The 17,726-nt window shown below is 73.7% G+C and carries 14 protein-coding genes; 5 read left to right on the top strand and 9 right to left on the bottom strand.

Going from position 1 to position 17,726, the window contains the following annotated elements:
• Positions 1–781: 781 nt before the first annotated feature.
• Positions 782–2,833, top strand: coding sequence for a tetratricopeptide repeat protein (locus M2163_RS20045; protein WP_280894613.1), 2,052 nt, complete (start codon positions 782–784; stop codon positions 2,831–2,833).
• A 43-nt stretch (positions 2,834–2,876) separates the two neighbouring features.
• On the opposite strand, the gene M2163_RS20040 is transcribed toward M2163_RS20045, so the two are convergent.
• From M2163_RS20040 to M2163_RS20025, 4 genes are all read right to left on the bottom strand, one after another.
• On the bottom strand, positions 2,877–3,236 hold the full coding sequence (locus tag M2163_RS20040; protein WP_280894612.1) for a hypothetical protein: 360 nt from the start codon (positions 3,234–3,236) through the stop codon (positions 2,877–2,879).
• A gap of 269 nt (positions 3,237–3,505) precedes the next feature.
• Positions 3,506–4,759, bottom strand: a complete 1,254-nt coding sequence (locus M2163_RS20035; RefSeq protein ID WP_280894611.1) for a hypothetical protein — start codon at positions 4,757–4,759, stop codon at positions 3,506–3,508.
• A gap of 402 nt (positions 4,760–5,161) precedes the next feature.
• The gene (locus M2163_RS20030; protein ID WP_280894610.1) at positions 5,162–5,572 is read right to left on the bottom strand and encodes a PIN domain-containing protein; all 411 of its coding nucleotides are present in this window, start codon (positions 5,570–5,572) and stop codon (positions 5,162–5,164) included.
• Entirely contained in the window at positions 5,569–5,790 is a 222-nt protein-coding gene (locus M2163_RS20025; protein WP_280851436.1) for a type II toxin-antitoxin system VapB family antitoxin, read from the bottom strand. The genes M2163_RS20030 and M2163_RS20025 overlap by 4 nt, the downstream gene beginning before the upstream one ends.
• Before the next feature lie 286 nt (positions 5,791–6,076).
• On the opposite strand from M2163_RS20025, the gene ettA reads away from it, so the two are divergent.
• The 3 genes from ettA to M2163_RS20010 are packed head-to-tail and all read left to right on the top strand — an operon-like array spanning position 6,077 to position 8,822.
• Positions 6,077–7,741 (top strand): energy-dependent translational throttle protein EttA, encoded by a 1,665-nt coding sequence (ettA, locus tag M2163_RS20020; RefSeq protein ID WP_280851437.1) that lies wholly within the window; start codon positions 6,077–6,079, stop codon positions 7,739–7,741.
• Between the two features lie 2 nt (positions 7,742–7,743).
• The gene (locus M2163_RS20015) at positions 7,744–8,157 is read left to right on the top strand and encodes a thioesterase family protein (RefSeq protein ID WP_280851438.1); all 414 of its coding nucleotides are present in this window, start codon (positions 7,744–7,746) and stop codon (positions 8,155–8,157) included.
• Positions 8,154–8,822 carry a hypothetical protein gene (locus M2163_RS20010; protein ID WP_280894609.1) on the top strand — a complete coding sequence of 223 codons (669 nt, stop codon included), beginning with the start codon at positions 8,154–8,156 and terminating at the stop codon, positions 8,820–8,822. The genes M2163_RS20015 and M2163_RS20010 overlap by 4 nt, the downstream gene beginning before the upstream one ends.
• 54 nt (positions 8,823–8,876) lie before the next feature.
• Here M2163_RS20010 and M2163_RS20005 read toward each other — a convergent pair whose 3' ends face one another.
• The 5 genes from M2163_RS20005 to M2163_RS19985 form a co-directional block, all read right to left on the bottom strand.
• Positions 8,877–9,833 (bottom strand): ABC transporter ATP-binding protein, encoded by a 957-nt coding sequence (locus tag M2163_RS20005; protein ID WP_280894608.1) that lies wholly within the window; start codon positions 9,831–9,833, stop codon positions 8,877–8,879.
• Entirely contained in the window at positions 9,830–10,054 is a 225-nt protein-coding gene (locus M2163_RS20000; RefSeq protein ID WP_280894607.1) for a hypothetical protein, read from the bottom strand. The genes M2163_RS20005 and M2163_RS20000 overlap by 4 nt, the downstream gene beginning before the upstream one ends.
• Positions 10,055–10,098: 44 nt before the next feature.
• Positions 10,099–12,879, bottom strand: coding sequence for an FtsX-like permease family protein (locus M2163_RS19995; protein ID WP_280894606.1), 2,781 nt, complete (start codon positions 12,877–12,879; stop codon positions 10,099–10,101).
• Positions 12,872–16,066 (bottom strand): FtsX-like permease family protein, encoded by a 3,195-nt coding sequence (locus M2163_RS19990; RefSeq protein WP_280894605.1) that lies wholly within the window; start codon positions 16,064–16,066, stop codon positions 12,872–12,874. The genes M2163_RS19995 and M2163_RS19990 overlap by 8 nt, the downstream gene beginning before the upstream one ends.
• A gap of 189 nt (positions 16,067–16,255) precedes the next feature.
• The gene (locus tag M2163_RS19985) at positions 16,256–16,669 is read right to left on the bottom strand and encodes a globin (protein ID WP_280851444.1); all 414 of its coding nucleotides are present in this window, start codon (positions 16,667–16,669) and stop codon (positions 16,256–16,258) included.
• A 68-nt stretch (positions 16,670–16,737) separates the two neighbouring features.
• On the opposite strand from M2163_RS19985, the gene M2163_RS19980 reads away from it, so the two are divergent.
• Positions 16,738–17,718, top strand: coding sequence for a methyltransferase domain-containing protein (locus M2163_RS19980; protein ID WP_280894604.1), 981 nt, complete (start codon positions 16,738–16,740; stop codon positions 17,716–17,718).
• Positions 17,719–17,726 lie beyond the last annotated feature (8 nt).

Below are 17,726 nucleotides of genomic sequence, written 5' to 3'. Positions count from 1 at the left end.
GCCGTGGCCTGCCTCCGTGCCGTCCGCGTCCGGGGGCCCGTCGCGGGGGTGGGGCAGCGCGTGTTCCGCCTTCCCGCCGGGGTCGCCCGGGCCGGCGCCCGCGTCACCCGCCGCCGCGCCCGCGCCTTCTGCCTGGCCGTCGGGGCTGCCTGTGTCTGCGTCGGTCTCTCCCGGTTCGGGTGTCGTCGTGCCGTCCGTGTCCGCTTGCGGGTTCCCGTCTTCCGATCGGGGCGTCGTGCCGGGCGTTTCCGCGTTTGCGTCGCCCGGGCCGGCGCCCGCGTCACCCGCCGCCGCGCCCGCGCCTTCCGCCTGGCCGCCGGGGCTGCCTGCGTCTGCGTCTCCTGCTTCGAGTGTCGTGCCGCTCGCCTCTGCGCCTGCGGCTGCGCCCTCTGCCTTGCCGTCGGTGCTGCCTGTGTCTGCGTCTCCGGATTCGGGTGTCGTGCCGTCCGCTTGCGCGTCCCCGCCCTCCGATTCGGGCGCCGTGCCGTCCGCTTCCGCGTCTCCGCCGCCTGATTCGGCCCCCGTGCCGCTCGCCTCCGCGCCCCCACCCTCCGCGCCCCCACCCTCCGCGCCCCCACCCCCCGAGCCCCCACCCTCCGAGCCGCCCCCCACGACACCCGGACCCGCTCCCGGGTCCGCCCCCACCACCAACCTCATCAGCGGCAGTCCCGTGTTCCACGGGCCCAGCGTGCAGGCCCGGGACATTCACGGTGGTGTCCACTTTCACCACGCCACCCCGGCGCCGCCGCCCCCTCATCCCGTCCCCCGTCAACTGCCGCCGGTGACCGCCCGGTTCGTCGGGCGGGAGGCCGATCGGCGCGCACTCGACGTGCTGTGGGCCGAGCGGTCGGCGCACGCGGCGCAGGTTCTGGTGGTCAGCGGGCTCGCGGGCGTCGGGAAGACCACCCTCGCCGCCCACTGGCTCCACGAACACGCCGACAGCTTTCCCGACGGTCAGCTCTACGCCGACCTAGGAGGCAGGAGCACCCTCGCGGACGGCGCCCCCGTCTCCCCGGCCACCGTCCTGGAAGCCTTCCTGGTCGCGCTGGGCGCCTCCTCGGTGCCGAACGGGACCGCGCAGCGGAGCGCGCTGTGGCGTTCCACGACCTCGGGGCTGCGGCTGGCCGTCCTGCTGGACAACGCGTTCACAGCCGCCCAGGTACGCCCCCTCCTGCTCGGCACTGCGACCGGACTCACCATGGTGACCAGCAGGAACAACCTCACCGGGCTGCGTGTCGACGGCGCGTCCGTGCACCGGCTGGAAGGGCTCCCCACCGCCTCGGCCGTCGAACTCCTCGCCGTCGGCGGTGGAACGCGCGTCGCCCGGGAACCCTCCGCCGCGCGTGAGGTGGTCAGACTGTGCGGCCGCCTGCCGCTGGCCGTGGCCCTGGCCTCCGCCCAACTCGCCCTGCGGCCCCATCGCCCGGTGTCCGCCCTGGCCGAGAGCCTGTCGCGGGGGCGGGGTGCCGTCGAGGCGCTGCGTGTGGACGGGGAGGCCGTGATGCGCACGGCGCTCGACATGGCGTACGGCGTCCTCCCGGACGGGAGCCGGGCGCTGTACCGCCGGATGGGACTGCTGCCCGCCGACCGCCACGACTTCTCCTTCCTGACCTCCCTCGCGGACGACGCCGAGGGACCAGGCGCCGAGGAACCAGGCGTCGAGGAACCAGGCGTCGAGGAACCGGTCGTCGTCGACCGCGCGGAGGCCGCCGACATCGCCGTGAACGCGCTCGTGGAGGCGAATCTGCTGGAGGAGACCGGGCCGGGCACCTACCGGTTCCACGACCTCGTCCAGCCGCACGCCCGACGGCTCGGTGAGGAGGAGGGGCTGGCGCATCCCGGCCGACGCGAGCGCACCCTGCGGCGGTTCGTGGACTGGTGTCTGGCCACCGCGGCTTCGGCGGAAGGCATCCTCACCCCCAGCCACCGGCTCGCCGGGCACGACCTGTCCGCGAGCGCGGCCGACGCGACACCGCTCGACGGTCCGGAGGCGGCGCTGACCTGGCTGGACACGTACCGCAACGTGCTGATGGGCGCCGTGCGCCTCTCGGCCCGGCTCGGCTGGCACGACTCCTGCTGGCGTCTGACGGACCTCATGTGGCCCCTCTTCCTGCGGCTGCGTCCCTCGCAGATGTGGATCGAGGCGCACGCGCTCGGTCTCGAAGCGGCGCGGCGAAGCGGTGCGCGGCAGGGGGAGGGCCGCATGCTCACCTCCGGCGCGATCGGCCTGCGCAACGCGGGACGGTACCGGGAGGCGGCCGACTGGTACCGGCAGGCGCTGGAGATGGCCACGGCCGACGGGGACGTACGTCAACAGGCCCAGGCCGTCAGCGGGTTGGGGCACGTAGCACTCCTGGCCCACCGGCTCGACGAGGCACGCGGCCACTTCGAGCACGCCCTGCGGCTGAGGGAGTCGATCGGATACCGACGCGGCGCGGCCCTGACCCGGCGGCGCCTCGGCGAGACCGCGCTGGCCGCCGGTGACCTGGCCACGGCCGCCGAGCAGTTGCGCCGGGCGGGCACCGAACTGGACGCGCTGGGGGAGGCGTACGAGGCGACGCGCGTCCTGGCCCTTCTCGGTCATGTCCTCGACCGCCACGGGGACCCCGACGGCGGCGAGCGGCGGCTGAGGGAGGCGCTCGCCCGCTTCCGGACGGGCGCCTCCCGGTCCGAGCACTGGGAGGCCCGCTGCCTGGAATGGCTCGGTCAGGCCGCCGAGACGCGGGGCGACCGAGAGGAATCGGTACGGCATTACGAGGCCGCCCGCGCCCTTCTCCGCCGCCTCAGCCCCGAGGACGCGCAACGCCTGGACGAGCGGCTGCGGCAGCCGTGAGCGCGGTTCGGGCCGACGCCGCCGCGGGCCTCCTCCCGTCCGGTCAGTGCGACGAGAACGGCACCGGCATCGGCATCGGCGTGAGGCCGCGCAGCGCGCCCGGTGATCTCCCGGCCACCATCCAGGCGTGCATGACCGAGACGACCGTGCGCGGCGGGAGCGAGGCGCCGGGCGTGCTGCCCCGCGACGGCCGTAGGAAGGACCCATGGCCCGCTCCACCGTGCCGTACCGCCACGGCACACGTTGTGGCGGTGTCGGGTACGGCGACGGCAAGGCACCCGGGATGGGCGGCCAGCAGTTCGAGCACCCTTCGGCGGGCCGCGCCGGGCGCCAGGGGCACGCGGCTCACCAGGACGTCGGCCTGGGCCAGCAGCGCCGGCCGCTGCGGGCTGTCCGCGTCCACCCACAGGTGCACGTCGCACGGCAAGGGGCCGCCGGGCGGGTGCGGGCAGCGCGGGGGGTACGGATGCCCGGGGCCCCGGGCGGACCGGGGCAGCGGATCGGACCGTACGAGCACCGGCCCGTGGGCCGTGTCCGAGCGCCAGACCGCGAGGGACCACCGATCGTGCGAGCCGCCTGGGTGAAGGCGCCCGCCTGGGTGTGCGGGCTGGAAGCACACCGTGGACCATGCCGCGTCCGTGCCCGCGTCCGGGGCCGGTGGCCGGGCGCTCGTCATGCCGCACCGCTGCCGGCGGAGAGCTCCCACCGGCTCAGCTCGGGGGGCGGCGGGGGCGGTGTGAGGAGAGGCGGACGGGCGGGTTCTCCGAGTCCGAGCAGGCGGTAGAGGACCGAGCGCATCCGACGGTGGAACTGCCCCGGCGCCGACGACAGCGAGGCCGCGACATGGTCGTACTGCCCCGGCCGGTGCAGCTGTGCCGCGTAGTCGAGCTGCTCCGCGAGCGGGTATCCCGGTGCGACGACGGGTGCCACGGCCGAGAGCAGGGCCGCCGGGGAGGACGCCGACACCTCGCGCCGGGGGCCGGCGCTCAGCAGCAGGGTCGCTTCCGTGAGCGTGCCGTACGCGGTCAGGGATCCGTGGTCGCCGATGATCCAGTCGGCCGCGATCAGCGGCGCCTGCCAGTCCGCCTCGGGCGGCACCACGGCGAGCCCCCGGCCCCGGGAGCAGGACAGCCAGCGGTGCACCTGCCGGGTGCCGTGGCCGGCGAACACGTTGGGATGGACGAGCATCGCGACGCGGTAGCCGTCGTCCGGCAACTGGCTCAGTAGCTGCGGCAGCAGGGAGTCGAGCCGACCGAACGTCGAGGCGGGCCCCCAGGTGGACGTGACGACGACGAGTCGTTGCCCGTCCTCGATCCCCAGTGCCCGGCGGTAGGCATCGCGGCCGGGCAGGCCGGCCAGGATCCGGTCGACGCACGGATCACCCGCCACGTGGGCCACCGCGAGTGCCTCCGGGCAGGTCCGGGACAGTTCCTCCAGGTCCCGGTCGTGGGCGTAGACGATCGCGGCCGGGACCAGCCGCCCCTCGTGCAGCAGGTGCCGGCGGCTCAGCATCCCGGGCGGTCTCGGCTCTCCCGGCGCCAGCGCGGTGACGTCGGTGAGCAGTTTGATCTGACCGGCACCGTGCGAGACGCGTACGACCGGAGCCCGCAGTTCGTGCACCCCGCGGGAGCCCGCGGCGAGAGCGAGGTCGAACTCGGCGCGCCGGGCCTCCTCCCAGGGCACCGTGCCGATGCCCAGGCTCCGCAGGTACTCGGTGGTGCCGTTGCCGAAGGCGTGCGGTGCGACCGTGAAGACCAACTGGACGCGCAGGTCGGTCTCCAGGAGTTCGAAGACCTCGCGCAGTCGCTGGGCGAAGGTCACGGTGTGCACGACGACCAGGACCCGTTTGCAGTCCCGTACGGTCAGCCAGTGCCCCTGCTCGATCAGTGCTGATCTCGTCGTTCCTACGGACACGCGATCCCCCATCGCTCGTCGCTGCGTACAACGGACGGCTGGGGGGTGCCCGGCGCACACGGCGCTTTCCTTGCACGCGCCTTGCAGCACCCTTGCCCGACCGCCGATGACGGTCACCCGGATGCCCTTGCACTCTCTGAGCAGGCGCGTAGCGCAGCGCATGAACAGAAAAGGAGCGGACAGTGCACGGGGTCCGTCTTTGACCGCCCGGCCGGTTGCCACACCAGCAAGTGATCTGTCCTGGCGTGATCATCGCCGCTGACGGCGGTGTTCGGGAAGAAGGCCGGCCGGTGCAGCCCGACCGATGGGCCCGACCAGCCACAGAGCTCGAGATCACCAGCGTCCGCGACGCAATCGAGGGCTGCTTCCTGATCCGACGGCATCCACAACGCACCTGCGCCGATCACGGGAGCCTCAGGAGACGTCGTGGACGTTGTGTTCGGTCAGGTTCGACGCGTGCCGAGCGATGGCACGGTAGTCGGCGTCGTCGTGGAGGACGGCCAAGCCGTGGTGAGCCGCGGTGGCAGCGATCACGAGGTCCACCGCCGAGGCGCTGCGGTGCTCGCCGGCCTGGGCCATACGGTGTTGCACCCCGCCGATCCAGCGTCCCGCATTCTTCGGCACCGACACGTCCGGGTAGAGATCGGTGAACATCTCCACGATCTCGTCGTACTCGCGTCCGGTCCGGGCGCTGTGCAGGAACTCGGTGCGCTGCACATAGCAGGATGCGATGGCTCCGGCGTCGATCGCGTCGTACCAGGCCGATTGCAGTTGTGCATCGCGGAGCAGCCGGACCAGGCCGGACGTGTCGAGCAGGTAGATCACCGGCTGTTCTTCTCCGCCTGGTGCAGGCGCTCGGCGTCCTCGACGGCACCCCACTCACGCGCACGCTCGAAATGACGGCTGATGCGCGCCGCACGCTCCTGCTGCTCGGCGTAGAAGCGCAGAGCGAGGTTGACCGCCTCCTTCTTGGTCCTGACTCTGGCCAGAGCCATGGCGCGCTCCAAAGCGTCGTCATCGATGTCGATCTGGGTCACAGACATGCGGCACCCCCCTCGATGTTGGTTATGTACATAGAAGAATACGTCACCAACATTGACGCGGCCACGTCTTCGTTTCGGACCTACGGCCGCAACGGACACCCGCGACGTGCTCCCGTCGACGGCAAGCACCGTGGCCGAGGCGGTCGTCGGTTGAGGTTCATGCAGGCAGCAGTGAAGCGCCAGGTCAGCGGGCCCGGACCATACGCGTTTCCCCCCAGGGGTGGCGGTCAGGCAAGATGGGGTGTATCTGCCCACTGCCAGATTTCAAGCTGCCGGACGGTTTCTCTTGGCTGAGTACATCTACACCATGCGCAAGACGCGCAAGGCAATCGGCGACAAGGTCATCCTTGACGACGTCTCGCTGAACTTCCTGCCTGGCGCGAAGATCGGTGTGGTCGGCCCGAACGGTGCCGGTAAGTCGACCATTCTGAAGATCATGGCGGGGCTGGAGCAGCCGTCGAACGGCGATGCCTTCCTGTCTCCGGGTTACACCGTGGGGATCCTCCTGCAGGAGCCCCCGCTGAACGAGGAGAAGACCGTCCTGGAGAACGTCCAGGAGGGCGTCTCCGAGGTCAAGGGCAAGCTCGACCGGTTCAACGAGATCGCCGAGCTGATGGCGACCGACTACTCCGACGCGCTGCTCGACGAGATGGGCAAGCTGCAGGAGGAGCTCGACCACGCCAACGCGTGGGACCTCGACGCCCAGCTCGAGCAGGCCATGGACGCGCTCGGCTGCCCGCCCGGCGACTGGCCCGTCACCAACCTCTCCGGTGGTGAGAAGCGGCGCGTGGCCCTGTGCAAGCTGCTGCTGGAGGCCCCCGACCTGCTGCTGCTCGACGAGCCCACCAACCACCTCGACGCCGAGTCGGTGAACTGGCTGGAGCAGCACCTCGCCAAGTACGAGGGCACCATCGTGGCCGTCACCCACGACCGGTACTTCCTGGACAACGTCGCCGGCTGGATCTGCGAGGTCGACCGCGGCCGCCTGCACGGCTACGAGGGCAACTACTCCAAGTACCTGGAGACCAAGCAGACCCGTCTCAAGGTCGAGGGTGCCAAGGACGCCAAGCGCGCCAAGCGGCTCAAGGAAGAGCTGGAGTGGGTCCGCTCCAACGCCAAGGGGCGGCAGGCCAAGTCCAAGGCCCGTCTCGCGCGCTACGAGGAGATGGCCGCCGAGGCCGACAAGATGCGGAAGCTGGACTTCGAGGAGATCCAGATCCCGCCGGGCCCGCGGCTCGGCAGTGTCGTCGTCGAGGTCAGCAACCTCAGCAAGGGCTTCGGCGACAAGGTCCTGATCGACGACCTGAGCTTCACGCTGCCGCGCAACGGCATCGTCGGTGTCATCGGCCCCAACGGCGCCGGCAAGACCACCCTCTTCAAGATGATCCAGGGCCTGGAGGAGCCGGACTCCGGCACCATCAAGGTCGGCGAGACCGTCAAGATCTCCTACGTCGACCAGAGCCGCGCGAACATCGACCCGAAGAAGACGCTGTGGGCGGTCGTCTCCGACGAGCTCGACTACATCAACGTCGGCCAGGTCGAGATGCCGAGCCGGGCGTACGTCTCGGCCTTCGGTTTCAAGGGCCCGGACCAGCAGAAGCCGGCCGGTGTCCTGTCCGGCGGTGAGCGCAACCGCCTCAACCTCGCGCTCACCCTCAAGCAGGGCGGCAACCTCCTGCTCCTCGACGAGCCCACCAACGACCTCGACGTCGAGACCCTCGGCTCGCTGGAGAACGCGCTCCTGGAGTTCCCGGGCGCGGCCGTGGTCGTCTCCCACGACCGCTGGTTCCTGGACCGGGTCGCCACCCACATCCTCGCCTACGAGGGCGACTCCAAGTGGTTCTGGTTCGAGGGCAACTTCGAGTCGTACGAGAAGAACAAGATCGAGCGGCTCGGCCCGGACGCGGCTCGTCCGCACCGCGCCACCTACAAGAAGCTGACCCGGGGCTGATCTTGCGGCACATCTACCGCTGCCCGCTGCGCTGGGCGGACATGGACGCGTACGGCCACGTCAACAACGTGGTCTTCCTCCGCTACCTGGAGGAAGCCCGTATCGACTTCCTGTTCCGCCCGGAGAAGGACTTCCAGCAGGGGTCCGTGGTGGCACGCCATGAGATCGACTACAAGCGGCAGCTCGTCCACCGGCACGCGCCCGTGGACATCGAGCTGTGGGTCACCGAGATCCGGGCGGCGTCCTTCACCATCGCCTACGAGGTGAAGGACGGCGACGACGTCTACGTCCGCGCGTCGACGGTGATAGTGCCGTTCGACTTCGCGGCCCAGCGGCCGCGCCGGATCACCGCGGAGGAACGCGAGTTCCTCGAGGAGTACCGGGACGACGACGAGGAGGAGGCCGTCGCCGCATGACGGTGCTCCACCTCGCCGACGAGGGGGAGGCAGCGGACCTCGCCGCCTTCCTCTCCCGGCTGCTCCACTACGACCGCTCGGCCGCGGTACGGCTCCAGGGCACCGGCACCGCGCTCGCCGTCTTCGGGCGCCCGCCGTCCTTCGAGGTACTGGCGATCCGGGCGGTCCGCCTCGCCAAGCCGTACGAGAACGGGCTCGACGTCACCCTCGACGTGACCGTGTCCGCCGGGGAGCTCCTGGAGTCCGTCGACGAGAGCGCCGGCACGGCTGTCGTGCCGGGGGCGGTGACCGGGCCGCCGTGGGCCGGAGTGCTGCCGCCGCGTGGCGGATGGCAGCCGGTGACCGGGCTGCCCGAGCCGACGGAGCTGCGGGCTCTCGTCCTCTCCGGCGTCGCCGAATTCCGGGCCCGCACCGAGGAGTTGGGCTCCGAGGAGCGTACCCGGGCGGCACTCGACCGGATCGGGCGGGAGATCTGGTCCCGGGCCGTGGGGGACACCCGGCTGCCCGTGCGGGCCGTGCACGCGGCCCAGTCGCTCGGCTTCCTGCGCCCCGGAGGCCAGGCGGCGCTGTTCGCGTCGGGGGCCTGGCTGCGGCTGCGCACGCCGTACGGCTCGATCGCCGTACGTCAGGGGGGACTCGGAGCGCTCGGCGTCAGCGTGCGCTGACCAGCTCACCGGCTCACCGGCTCACCGGCTCACCGGCTCACCGGCTGACCGGCGTCAGTCCCGGTCGCTGTCGTCCGGCCACACGCCGATGTGGTCCGGCTCCAGTTCCAGCGCGACCCTGTCCCGCATGCCCAGCGCCTCGGTGTACTCCTTCGGCAGTTGGAGCCGGCCCGCGCGGTCGAGCATCGCGTACTCCCTCGCCACCAGGGTCTCGTGGCCCGTCGTCGCGTCCACCTCGCTGCGGCGCAGGACCTCCGTGGAGGTACGGCCGTCCCTGATGGCCACCGCGCGGCGGACCTCTCCGGCCACCGCCGGGTCGTGGGTGACGATGACGATGGTCGTGCCGAGCTGTTCGTTGGCCGCGCGGAAGGCGGCGAAGATCTGCTCCGCGGTGTGGGAGTCGAGTTCGCCGGTCGGTTCGTCGGCCAGCAGGACCGCGGGTTTGTTGGCCAGCGCCACCGCTATCGCCACGCGTTGCTGCTGGCCGCCCGACATCTGGTGGGGGCGGCGGTTTCGGCAGTCGGCCACCTCCAGCAACTCCAGGAGTTCCAGGGCGCGTTCGGACTGGGCGCGGCGGGAGGTCCGGGAGCCGGAGAGCTGGATGGGCAGGGTGATGTTCTGGGCGGCGGTGAGATAGGGGAGGAGGTTGCGGGAGGTCTGCTGCCAGACGAAGCCGACCGTCCCCCGGCGGTAGGCCAGGCGGTCCTTCGCGGTCATCGTCAGCAGGTCGTGGCTCGCGACCCTCGCGGCACCGGCGGTGGGGGTGTCCAGTCCGGCGAGGATGTTCATCAGGGTGGACTTGCCGCTGCCGGACGCACCCACGAGGGCGAGCAGTTCGCCCTCCCGGACGAGCAGGTCGAGGCCCTGGAGGGCCTGGACCTCCACGCCGTCCGTGGTGAAGATGCGCACGAGCCGGTCGCAGGTGATCAGGGCGTCGTGGCCGTAGGTGGGCCGGGAACGGGCCTCGGTCGCCTTGTGGGCGAGGTCGGTGAGGGTGGGGTTCGTGGTCACTGGCCGTCTCCTGTGGGGGCGCCTGTCGATGTGCCGCGCTGTGCTGTCGGGCGGGTGCCGCCGCCGGGCCCCGCGGGGGCGGGTTCCGTCGGGCGGGTGCCGCCGTCGCCCGGCTCCGCGGGGGCGCCGGTGGCGTCGTGCGGCGCGTCGGCGGGTACCGCGCGGTGGCCCGCGGGCCGTCGTGCCGCCGGGGCGGCCTTCCCCCGCGCGAAGTGGTTCATCCCGTGTCCTCCGCCTGCGGGAGGTCCCGCCCGCACGAGGCTCCTCATCTCGCATCCCCCGCTCGCAGCTCCTGCACCGAACCCCGTCTCCCCGACCACCATGCCTGCCCGATGCCCATCCCCACCGCCAGGAGCAGCACGGCTGTCGCCGGTATCGCCAGGGACAGGGTGTCCGTGCGCAACTCCGCCGCGGTCGCCGCGGGTTCGGCCGCGGGGAGCGCGATGGCCGTCAGGTCGACTCCGGGGGACAGGAGGCGGATGGTGGCCCAGCCGGTGAGGACGCCTCCGAGGGCGGCCAGGAACGCCTGGGGCAGGGACTCCAGGATCAGCAGGCGGCGGCCCGCGGCCCGGGTCAGGCCCATCGTGCGCAGGCGGGCCAGCAGGGCCGTGCGCTCGGGGGCCGTGCGCAGGAGGGACAGCAGCAGGGCCAGGACGGCGTAGCCGGTGCCGGCCGCCACCGCGGTCGCGTAGACGCCTTCCGCACCGGTCTGGAGGGGCGAGTCGACGAAGCGCCGGCGTTCCTCGGACTTCAGGTGCACGGACGCCGCCTCGGGCGCCGCCCTTCGCAGCGCGGCCCCGTCCAGGCCCTGCCCCGTCAGCAGCAGGGCCGTCGGGCGTGCCATCGCCGGGCTCAGTGCCTCGCGGTTCACGACCAGGAAGTCCGAGCCCGCCACCGCCGGAGTGCGGTCGAGGACGGTGGTGATGCGGACGGTGAGCGAGCTGCCGTCCGGGAGGAGGACCGGGAAGGGGCGGGTGCCGTACGTCCGGGCGGTGGCCGTGGCGGCCAGCGCCGGGACCGGCGTACCGGCGGCCCCCGCCCGCAGCCGGGTCGCCGCGAAGGCGCCGATGTCCGTCCGGGACGAAAGGGCCGCGTAGTCCGCGGGGTCCACCCCGACCAGCGGCAGCGACTGGGCTCCGTTCTCCGGCTTCGCGTCGGAGGTGACGCTCACCGCGGACAGGTCGCTCACCCCCCGTGAGCCGCGCAGCCGGTCCGGCAGCCCGGACGGGAGCGGTGCCGCCGTCTCCACGCGCGCGTCGGCGCCGACCGCGAGCAGGGCCGCCCGGTCGCGGGCGTCCTGGACGCCCGCGAGGACCGAGCCGCCGAAGGCCGCCGTGGTCAGGGCGGTCAGCAGGGCGAGCAGCGGCAGCACGGCGGAGGCCGAGGTGCGGCCCGCCCGGGCCAGGGACAGGTGGGCGAGGACACCGCGCAGCCGGGCGGCCGGGCGGGCCAGGCCGCGCAGCGGGAGCGGGTACAGCCGGACCAGGACCAGGGCGGCGATCACGCCCACCAGCACGGGTGCCAGGGAGACGAGGTCGCCGGAGGTGCCCGATGTGCCGCGGCGGCGCAGCGACTCCACCGCTCCCGCCGCCAGCACCAGCAGCGTCAGCTCGGCGACCGTACGGCGCCGGGACGGTCGTACGGCGGAGATGTCCTCGCGGCCGGTGTGCACGCGGACCACGCGGTGGGCGGCCGCCGTGCGCAGCGGGAGGGCGGCGCAGACGACGGCGGTGACGGCCGCGGCGGCCGCGACCGCGTACCGAAGGCGGCCCCCGGGGACCGCGACGAGCGCGGCGGCCAGGCCCAGGGCGCCCGCCGGGACGGCCACGACCGCCGTCTCGGCGAACAGGCGGGCCGTCAGACCCCGCAGGGAGGCGCCGCGGGCCCGCAGCAGGGCGAACTCGGCGCGGCGGCGCTCCGCGGTGAGACCGCCCGCCATCAGCAGGACGACGACAGCGACCGTGCCCGTGCCGAACGCGGCGACCGCGACCAGCGGCGCGACTCCCGCGCGGAACCGGTCGTAGGCGGCGAGGACCTCGTCGAGGTCGGTGAGGACCTCGGTCTGGCCGGTGATCTGTGTCAGCTCGGTCACTGGACCGTCGATCCTCAGCCGCACCTTGCGCAGCGCGGGCCCGGCCTCCAGGGAGGCGAGCGCGGACCGCAGGTCCGGCGTGTCACGGGCCCGGAGGCTGCCTGCCGAGGGCGCCAACTGCCAGTAGCGTTCCGGGCGTCCCGGCGTGGCCAGCAGGACCGGGGCCGCCTCGGGGGCGATGAGCAGGGCGCCGAGCCAGTGCATGTCCACGGACGGCGCGGGCTCGCGGACCAGGGACGGGGTGCGCAGGGTGGGCCGGGTGGACCAGTAGGCGCCCTCGGGGTCGCGCGGGGTGACGATGCCCGTGACGCGGATGGGGAGGGTGCGGCCGGCGGCGGGCGCGTGGAGCACCGAACCGACCTTGATGTGCAGGGCCTTGGCGGTCTCCACGGTGACCGCGGCCTCCAGCTCGGGTGCCGCGGAGGTCACGTCCTCGTCCGCACGCGGCAGACGTCCCCGGGCCAGGGAGGAGTGGGCGCCGAGGCCCGTCTGGGCGATCAGGGTCACCTCCGCGGGCTTGCCGGTCGGCCGCGGCAGCCACGGGTCCGGTACCGGCAGGTCCAGGGTGGTGCGCACCCCGTACGTCGACTGCTCCGGATCGAGGACGAGCGCGCGCGGGACCTCGGCACGGACCTTCGTGTACTGCCTGGCCAGCAGTTCGGGGCGCAGCACGTCCTCCCGCTCGCGCGGCGACAGCATCACGGACGGCGGCGGGGCGTACACCTCGACGCTGGTCCGGTCGGGGCGGGCCTGCTCGGCGGCCCGGCGCAGCCCGGCGTCCTCGTACCGGTCGACCGCCGGTGGGAACGCGCCCGCCAGGCAGGCGGTCAGCGCGACCAGCAGCGCGAGCCAGAACGCGGTGCCGGGCGCGGTCCGCAGCCGGGTGCGCACCCAGGGCACGCTCTCCTCGCGGACGCCCGGCTCGGCCCTCCTGAGGAACCTCACCTCACTCACCCCCCTCACGCAGTGCCCGCGCCGGATCCGCCCGCCGCAGCGCCAGCGCCGCCGTGACCAGGAGCGGGGCGAGGGCCACCGCCGCCAGCAGCGCCGCCGCCTGCGCGAGCGGCAGCTGGACCAGGACCCGCGGGACCGGTCTGGTCGCCTCGTCCGTCAGCACGATCAGCGGGACCACGGCCCGGGTCAGCGCTGCGCCGAGGAGCGCGCCCACCAGCAGTGCCAGCACCACCAGGAGGCCTTGTTCCACGGCGACCGCCCGGGCCAGCCGCCGCCGCGGGGCCCCCAGGGCGCGCAGTACGGCGAACTCCGCGCCGCGCTCGCGCAGCGACCCCGCCGCGCTCACCGCGAACCCGACCGCGGCCAGCGCCGCCGCCACCGCGGCCGCCGCGGCGAACGCGGCCTCGGGGCCCGCGCCGAACGGGTCGTCGCGCAGCTGCCCGGCGAGTTCGTCCCGCACCACGACCTGCGTGGGGTCCATGTCGGGCCGGGCCCGCAGGGCCGCCGCCACCCTGTCCGACGCGCCCGGTCGCGTCGACAGCCACCACTCGGTCGGCTCCACACTGCGCCCGGACTGCTCCTGCAACTCCCGGTTCACGGTCCGCAGATCGATCAGCAGGGCCCCGCCGTCGTCCGAGGCGGTGGGCAGGTCCCTGATCGTGCGCACGATCCGCACCGAGACCGTCTCGCGGTTCAGCGGCACGTCCAGGCTCTCCCCGACGGTCGCGCCCGCCGAGGCGAGGAAGCTCTCGGTGGCGACGCCCGTGATCGCGGCCGCCTTCGGCTGCGGGGCCTTCACCCGGACCGTCAGTGAACCGGAGCTCCAGGAGTCGTCCCACGGGATGAACCCGGTCCCGTAGTCCACGCTCAGCCCTCCGGGTCCCGAACTCAGGCGCGGCGGTGTGGGTTTGGTCTTGGGATCGGGGACGGCGCTCACCCCGTCGCTCTGCGAGTCGGCGGACCAGTCGGTCGGCAGCCGGAGCCGCCGGACCGACCCGTCGGTGCCCTTCGCCGTCAACTCGCTCACCGTCAAGCGCTGTCGGTCGGCCTTGCCACCCGGGACCGACACCACCAGTTCCAGGGAAGTGAGGGTCAGCGGGCCCCCGGCCACATAGACGTCCAGCGGGTGGGCCCGGCCGTCGGCGGCGAGTTCGCCGGCCGGCAGCCGGTAGGGGGTGCCGTAGCCGTCCACCAGGGTGACCGCGGCCTGTGCCGTCGTGCTGGGGACCGCGCTGCGCAGGGTCGCCGTCAGCCGCAGCCAGGCCGTGTCCGCGGGCACCCTCACCCCCGCGATCGCGCCCTCGGGGGCGAGGCCCTCCAGGAAGGGGCCCGCATGCAGGTCGGAGCGGATCAGCATCGAGGCACGCGAGGTGTCCAGCGCCAGCACGGTCGCCACCCGGCTCCCGGACAGCGGCAGTTCGGAGCGGGCGGCGGGCGCGGCCTGCCGTACGCCCGCGACGGCCGCGTACTGCTCGGTGCGGCCGAGCCCCGCGTCCCCGGAGACCAGCACCCGCACCGGCGCCCCGGCCCGGAAGTCCGCCTGGTCGGACTGCGAACGGTCCCAGGAGGCGCCCTGGCCGATCGCCAGCATGCCCAGTGCCATCGCGAGGACCAGCAGCAGCACCGGGCCCGCCCCGCGCATCGGGCGGCGGGCGATCTGCCAGCCGGCCAGGGCCGCGGTCAGCCCGCGCCCGCCGGTCGCCCGGCGTTCGGCGAGCCGGGCCAGCGGCGGCAGCAGCCGCAGCGTCAGGACGGTCCCGGCGAGCAGCGCGAGAGGGGGCGCCGCCACCAGCAGCGGGTCCACGCCCAGCGTGCCGGAGGTGTCGTCGGAGACGGCACCGGAGGTCTGGCGGCTGAGCTGGAAGTACGCCACTCCGGCCACGGCCAGCAGCCCGAGGTCCGCACCCGCGCGCACCGCGCCGGGCAGCGCCCGGGCCCGGCCCCGAGCGAACGAGGAGGTCAGGGCGGGCAGGGTGACCGCCAGCGCGCACCCGAGCGCCACCGCCCCCGCCACCAGCCACACCCCGAGCCGTCCGCTCGACGGCACCTCCAGGTGCAGCCCGATCCGGGCCAGCGGTCCCCGACCGGCCAGGATCCGCGTCAGCGGGCCCGCCAGCAGGGGCGCGCACAGCAGCGCGGGCACCGCGAGCAGCACCCCCTCCAGGGCGGCGAGGCCCGCGATCCGGGCACGGGAGGCACCGCGCGCCAGCAGCAGCCGGCTCTCGCCCGTGCGCTCACTGCTCAGCAGCCCCGCCACCAGCAGCAGGGCGCAGCCCGCGAGGAGCACCAGTTGCAGGGCCACGATCAGCAGGGTCGAGCGGGAGACCAGCAGGGAACGGTCGGCGCGGTCGAGGACCTCGGGCAGCGCGGTCGACGCGGTCGAGGCGCCGCCCAGGGAGGCCTCCTTGCGCAGGGCCGCGTTCCCCGCGACGGCCGACTTCCGCAGCGCGTCCGACCGCGCGGTCGTCACCGTGGCGAAGTCGGCCGACGCCAGCCATCCCGACGTCCCGACGCTCACCGTGCCGTCGGCCAGCACGCCGGGATCGGCGAGCAGGGGGCCGTACGTCGTGAAATCGAGCTTGTTGACGCCCCGCCCGTGCAGGTCGTCGAGGAGCCAGTACGGGTCGTCCGCGCGGACGGGCCGGTACAGGCCGGTCACCGCGACCCGGACCGCCGGGCCGCGCAGCCGGTCGGTGAGGGTGAAGCGGGCGCCGGGAGCGAGGTGCAGCGCGCGGGCGGCGGCCTGCGGGAGCGCCACCTCCACCAGCCCCTCGGCCGGACGCGGCAGCCGCCCCTCGACCAGCCGCACCCGGCTGCGGTCCAGAGCCGCGAAGTGGGTCAGATCCGGGTCGCCGGACCGCGCGGACTCGGGCTGGAGCGACCGCGGCAGCGCGTACGGGCCGGACCGCAGGAAGGTCCGCACGGTCACCGGCAGCCCGTCGAAGGCCCGCCGCGCCACGTCGCGTACGGCGGTGTCGGCGGCCTTGCGGCGCTCCTCGGGTACGTCGGCCTTGACGACCAGCGCGGTGTCGGCGGCGTTGCGCGGGTCCGCGAGGGAGTGGCGCAGGGCCGCGTCGCCGATCGCGCCGGAGTAGGCGGTGAGGGTCGCCAGGACCGCGGTGGTGAGCAGGACCGTGAGCAACGCGGCGGCCAGCAGCAGCCGGTGCGCCCGCGCACGCAGTAACACCAGACGTGCGATTCCCCCGAACCCCGTCACCCGGCCCCCCGCCGTGTTGTGCCAGATCTCCGGCGAGGATGTCAGAGGGGATCGTCGGGAGTAAGCGCTTGTAGCGAGGGCTTGACCGGATTGTGACCGGAATCCGGCACCGCGAGACCGGAATCCGGCAATCAGTGAACGCCGGTCACCGAGTGCTGATCAGTCGGGGGTGTTCACCATCGAAGCGGCCGCGTACGTCAGGTAGTTCCACAGCTGCGTCTCGTGCTCCTCGGACAGACCGAGGTCGTCCACGGCGTCCCGCATGTGCCGCAGCCACGCGTCGTGCGCCTCACGGTTGACCACGAAGGGGGCGTGCCGCATGCGCAGCCGGGGATGGCCGCGGTTGTCGCTGTAGGTCGTCGGGCCGCCCCAGTACTGCATCAGGAACAGCGCGAGGCGCTCCTCGGCCGGGCCGAGGTCCTCCTCGGGGTACATGGGCCGCAGGACCGGGTCCTCGGCCACCCCCTCGTAGAAACGGTGGACGAGGCGGCGGAAGGTCTCCTCCCCGCCGACCTGCTCGTAGAAGGTCTGCGTCTGAAGCGTGCCGCGCCGGATCTCTTTCACGTCCACCATGGTCTCAGACGGGGTGGACGAGGACTCAAGGCTTAGGACCTCCGGGGCTCAGGGTGCAGAGTGGAGGCATGGGCGCGCACGCTCTCGACAGGGACCTCGCCGAACTCGCCGCCTCCGCGCGGGCCGCGCTGGTGCGGGAGATCGACGCGAGCGGGGCCTGGGCCGCCGACCCGGCATGGCGGGAGGCCTTCGAGGCGGTGCCCCGGCACCTCTTCGTGCCGTACTACTACGTGGGCGTCATGGGGGGCTACGAGCGGCGCTGGGGCGAGAGCCCGGACCCGCGCACCCGGGAGAAGTGGGTCCGCGGGGCCTACGCCGACGCCCCGCTGGCCACCCGGCTGCGCGACGGCGAACTCGTCTCCTCCAGCAGCCAGCCCTCGCTGATGGCGATGATGCTGGCCGAACTGCGGGTACGGGACGGCGACCGGGTCCTGGAGATCGGTGCGGGCACCGGCTACAACGCGGCCCTGCTCGCGCACCGGCTCGGCGACGACTCCGTCACCACCGTCGACCTGGAGCCGGAGATCACCGAGGCGGCGCGCAGGCATCTGGCCGCCGCCGGGTACCACCCCGTCGTCGTCACCGGGGACGGCGCGCGCGGGGTGCCCGAACGCGCTCCCTTCGACCGGATCATCGCGACCTGCGCCCTGGCCTCGGTCCCGACCGCCTGGCCGGCCCAGTGCCGCCCCGGCGCGCGCATCCTGAGCCCGCTCGCCACCGGTCTGATCGTCCTGACCGTGCGGGACGCCGGGCACGCCGAGGGGCGGTTCCTGCACACGCCGGCCTACTTCGTGCCGTTGCGCGGCGCGGACCGGCGGGACCGGGAACCGGCGGACCCGAGCGGGCTCCCGCGCCGGGCCCGGGAGAACGACCTGTTCCGGTTCCTGCTGGCCCTGAGCGGGGACAGCCTCGAACCGCGGGAGGCGTACGCGCTGTGGGAGCGCGAGGGGCGGCCGGGCCGGGAGCGGTACGGCGTCACGGTCAGCGGGGACCGGGAGTGGGCGTGGCTGGACGACCCGGAGGGACCGTGTGCGTGGCCCCTCCGGTGACGTGCCCG

The organism is Streptomyces sp. SAI-135 (assembly GCF_029893805.1).
Taxonomy (GTDB): Bacteria; Actinomycetota; Actinomycetes; order Streptomycetales; family Streptomycetaceae; genus Streptomyces.
The sequence above is the reverse complement of the archived record's forward strand: the minus strand, read 5'-3'. Positions and strand labels throughout refer to the sequence as shown.

Coding starts and splice junctions, on each gene's coding strand:
- M2163_RS19985 (WP_280851444.1), bottom strand. CDS start 16,669: ATGGTGGACGTGAAAGAGATCCGGCGCGGCACGCTTCAGACGCAGACC.
- M2163_RS20035 (WP_280894611.1), bottom strand. CDS start 4,759: ATGGGGGATCGCGTGTCCGTAGGAACGACGAGATCAGCACTGATCGAG.
- M2163_RS20000 (WP_280894607.1), bottom strand. CDS start 10,054: ATGAACCACTTCGCGCGGGGGAAGGCCGCCCCGGCGGCACGACGGCCC.
- M2163_RS19980 (WP_280894604.1), top strand. CDS start 16,738: ATGGGCGCGCACGCTCTCGACAGGGACCTCGCCGAACTCGCCGCCTCC.
- M2163_RS20010 (WP_280894609.1), top strand. CDS start 8,154: ATGACGGTGCTCCACCTCGCCGACGAGGGGGAGGCAGCGGACCTCGCC.
- M2163_RS20025 (WP_280851436.1), bottom strand. CDS start 5,790: ATGTCTGTGACCCAGATCGACATCGATGACGACGCTTTGGAGCGCGCC.